3 protein-coding genes and 1 pseudogene are annotated in these 3,677 nt (G+C 69.9%); 3 read left to right on the forward strand and 1 reads right to left on the reverse strand.

All coding sequences use genetic code 11. The features are described 5' to 3' along the window. The 3 genes and pseudogenes from I0Q12_RS33095 to pth form a co-directional block, all read left to right on the forward strand. Positions 1-410 (forward strand): annotated as a pseudogene (locus I0Q12_RS33095) (aminotransferase); the annotation flags it as partial. A 212-nt stretch (positions 411-622) separates the two neighbouring features. After that, on the forward strand, positions 623-1,234 hold the full coding sequence (locus tag I0Q12_RS17205; RefSeq protein WP_197253047.1) for a 50S ribosomal protein L25/general stress protein Ctc: 612 nt from the start codon (positions 623-625) through the stop codon (positions 1,232-1,234). Positions 1,235-1,348: 114 nt separating this feature from the next. Beyond that, positions 1,349-1,921, forward strand: coding sequence for an aminoacyl-tRNA hydrolase (pth, locus tag I0Q12_RS17210; RefSeq protein ID WP_197253048.1), 573 nt, complete (start codon positions 1,349-1,351; stop codon positions 1,919-1,921). Positions 1,922-1,976: 55 nt separating this feature from the next. On the opposite strand, the gene I0Q12_RS17215 is transcribed toward pth, so the two are convergent. After that, positions 1,977-3,611, reverse strand: a complete 1,635-nt coding sequence (locus tag I0Q12_RS17215) for a fatty acyl-AMP ligase (RefSeq protein WP_197253049.1) — start codon at positions 3,609-3,611, stop codon at positions 1,977-1,979. Positions 3,612-3,677 lie beyond the last annotated feature (66 nt).

Here is a 3,677-nt window from a genome sequence, read left to right on the forward strand (position 1 = left end):
TCTACGTGCGGCCGCGGCTGATCGGTGAACTCGAGCCCGCCGTGCTGGACCTGCACAGCGCGCGGTGGTCGGGAGCCGACGAATACGAGATCGCACCCGACGCCACCCGCTTCGAACTGTGGGAGGCCGACGTCGCCGCGCGCCTGGGTCTCGGGGCTGCGGTCGACTACCTGCTCGACCTCGGTGACCCGCGCAGCGGCATCGTCTCGTTCACCGTGGACGGTCGCGAACCCACGGCGGTCCGCGACGCGCTCGCCGAGCAGTCGATGACGGTGACCGTCAGTCATCGCAGCTCGACGCTGCTGGACATGACCGCGCGGACACTCGACGCGGTGGTGCGCGCGTCACCGCACTACTTCGTCTCCCCCGCCGACGTCGACCGATTCCTCGCCGCGGTACGCAGCCTGTGACGGGATGGGGGCCGTTCGCTTTACCCCCGGCGATCCGGTAAAGTACTTCGAGTTGTCTCGGCGAGGGTGAACCGCGAAATCGCTGGCTCACCGTGATCGACGCGGCTGCGGCTCCGCTCGAGCGTTCCACGCTCCCGGCCCGCGCGCGTCCGGTCCCGCATCGTCGAGAAGACCGACCCAGTGAGAGCCACAAGCGTAGGAGCCGTTACATCATGTCCGACGAGAACCGTCTCGTAGCCGCCGTCCGCACCGAGTTCGGCAAGGGCGCTGCCCGCCGTGCCCGCCGTGACGGACAGGTCCCCGCCGTGCTGTACGGCCACGGCACCGAGCCCAAGCACCTCGCCCTCCCGGCCCGCGAGTTCGCGGCCGTGCTGCGCGCCCACGGCACCAACGCCGTGCTCACCCTCGAGGTCGACGGTTCCGAGGAGCTGGCGCTGACCAAGTCGGTCGTCGTGCACCCGATCCGCAACTACATCGAGCACGCCGACCTGCTGGTCGTCCAGAAGGGCGAGAAGGTCGTCGTCGAGGTGCCGCTGGTCATCACCGGTGAGGCCGCTTCCGGCACCCTCGTCGTCAACGAGGTCACCACCATCAAGCTCGAGGCCGAGGCCCTGCACATCCCCGAGCAGGTCGAGGTCTCCATCGAGGGCGCCGAGGCCGGCACCCAGATCCTCGCCGGTGGCGTCGAGCTGCCCAAGGGCGCGTCGCTGCAGGACGAGGCCGATCTGCTGCTCGTGAACATCGTCGTGGCTCCGTCCGCCGAGGCCCTCGAGGGCGAAGCGGCCGAGGGCGCCGAGGCCGAGGCTCCGGCCGAGGAGGCCTGAGCCACCCACGGCTCCACATGATTCGTTGCGGCGCGTCATCCCCCGCGGGATGGCGCGCCGCGCGCGTGTGACCGGTCGCCGCAACCGCCACCGGTCGGGAAGGAACACACGAACGTGAGCGAGGACACCGCGCTCGTCGTCGGGCTCGGCAATCCCGGGCCGAAGTACGAGAAGACCCGTCACAACATCGGTTTCATGGTGGCCGACGTGCTCGCCGGGCGCGTGGGCGGTTCGTTCGGCGCGCACAAGCGCAGCAACTCGGACATCGTGCAGGCCCGCCTCGACGGCAGGCAGGTGATCATCGCGAAACCGCGCACCTACATGAACCTGTCGGGTGGCCCGGTCGCGGGACTGGCGAAGTTCTTCTCGGTCGACCCGGTGAACATCGTGGTGATCCACGACGAGCTGGATCTGGATTTCGGCACCATCCGGCTCAAGCTGGGCGGCGGCGAGAACGGGCACAACGGGTTGCGGTCGACGTCGAGTTCGCTGGGTACGAAGGACTACCTGCGGGTGCGGATGGGCATCGGCCGTCCCCCGGGCCGGCAGGATCCGGCCGATTTCGTGCTCAAGCCGTTCTCGACGACCGAGCGCAAGGAGCTCGACGTGTTCTGCGAGGAGGGGGCGGACGCCGTCGAGCTGCTGCTGCGCCTGGGCCTCGAGGGCGCGCAGAACCGCATCCACTGACCGCTGCCCCTCGTGCGCGTTTCCGGTAGCGGGCGCTACCGGAAACGCGCACGGGTCAGCGGGCCAGGAGGGCGGCCGAGCTGCCGCGCCGCAGCTTGCCGGACGAGGTCTTCGGGATACTGCCCGGGCCGAGCACCGCGACCGTCCGGGGCCGCACCCCGACCTCGGCGACGACGGCGTGCACCACCTCGTGTTCGATGCGGCGAATCTCGGCGGGGTCGTCGATCCGGTTGGTTTCGACTGCGACCGCGAAGGATTCGCGTTTGTCGCCGGCGTCGAGACGGATCGCGACGGCGTTCCCGGGCCGCACCCCGTCGACACTGCACGCGGCGCGTTCGATGTCGGTCGGATACACGTTGCGGCCGCCCATGATGATGACGTCCTTGACCCGGCCGCACACCACCACGCGACCTTCCTCGGTGAAGTAGCCGACGTCGCCGGTGTCGAACCAGCCGTCGGCGTCCTGCGCCGGGACCGGCCCCTCCACGGTGAGATAACCCGAGGTCACGGCCTTGCCGCGCAGCTGGATGATGCCGACACCGCGCGGGGGCAGCACCTGCCCGTCGCGCCCGACGACCCGCCCCTCGAGCCCGGGGACGAGATGACCGAGCGTGGCCAGCCGCCGCCCGTTCGGCCGGGTGGTGGGCACGGCGATGCCGCCGGCTTCGAGCAGATCCGGGTCGACGATGTCGAGGACCTGCCCGTGCCCCGGGTCCGGGACCGACACCGCCAGGGTCGTCTCGGCCATGCCGTAGACGGGGGCCAGGGCCATCGGGTCCAGCCCGAAACGCGCACCGGCCTCGGCCAGCGCGATCATGGTGTCGGGGTCGACGGGTTCGGCGCCGTTCCACATCCACCGCATCGACGACAGGTCGACGACGCCGTCCGGTGCCTGCGCGAGTTTGCGGGCGAGCAGTGAGTACGCGAAATTCGGTGCGGCCGTGACTGTTCCGTGGTACTTGCCGATCAGCTGCGCCCACAGCAGCGGGGCCTTGAGGAACTCCAGCGGTGTCACCGACACGACCTCCGCGCCGACCTGCATGGGCACGCTGAGGAACCCGACCATGCCCATGTCGTGGAACAGTGGCAGCCAGCTGATCATCACGTCGTCGTCGAGGGAGTACTTGATGCGGTCGATCATCGCGTACGCGTTGACATAGAAGTTCTCGTGCGAGATCAGCACGGCCTTCGGCGATCCGGTCGATCCGGACGTCAACTGCTGCAACGCGATATCCGATTCGGCGGTGTCGACCGGGTCGATCGGCGAACCCGCCCGCATCTGCGCGACCGTCACGACGCGGATGCCGCGTTCACGCAGCACGGGTTCGGCCGCGTCGAACGGCGCCCCGAGCACCACCACCTGCGCGTCGATCATGTGGACGACAGTTTCGGTGTCACGCGCCCACGCGGCCAGGTCGGTGCGCGGCGTCGGCTGGTGCAGCATGGTGACGCTGCCGCCCCGCATCCAGACGGCCTGACACACCGGGGCGATGTCGACGGGATTGCCTGCCAGCACACCGACGGCGGCACCGTGCCCGATACCGGCCGCGGCCAGCGCCCCGGCCATGCAGCGGGCCTGCCGGTGGATCTCGCCCCAGGTCTGCCGCAGCGGCTCGTCCGGCTCCCCGGTGATCAGCCCACGGCGTGCGCTCTCCGCCGTCGCGTACATCTCGTCGGTGAATCTGCTCACGGGCACTCCTCGATCCGGTGGCTCTGCGGTCCAGAGTCCCCGCGCCGGGACCGATGGGGAAAGGCA

This window comes from Rhodococcus sp. CX (genome assembly GCF_015865005.1).
Taxonomy (GTDB): domain Bacteria; phylum Actinomycetota; class Actinomycetes; order Mycobacteriales; family Mycobacteriaceae; genus Rhodococcus.

Bases quoted from the DNA above. Each gene is read 5' to 3' on its own strand.
- I0Q12_RS17205 (WP_197253047.1), top strand. From the start codon at position 623: ATGTCCGACGAGAACCGTCTCGTAGCCGCCGTCCGCACCGAGTTCGGC.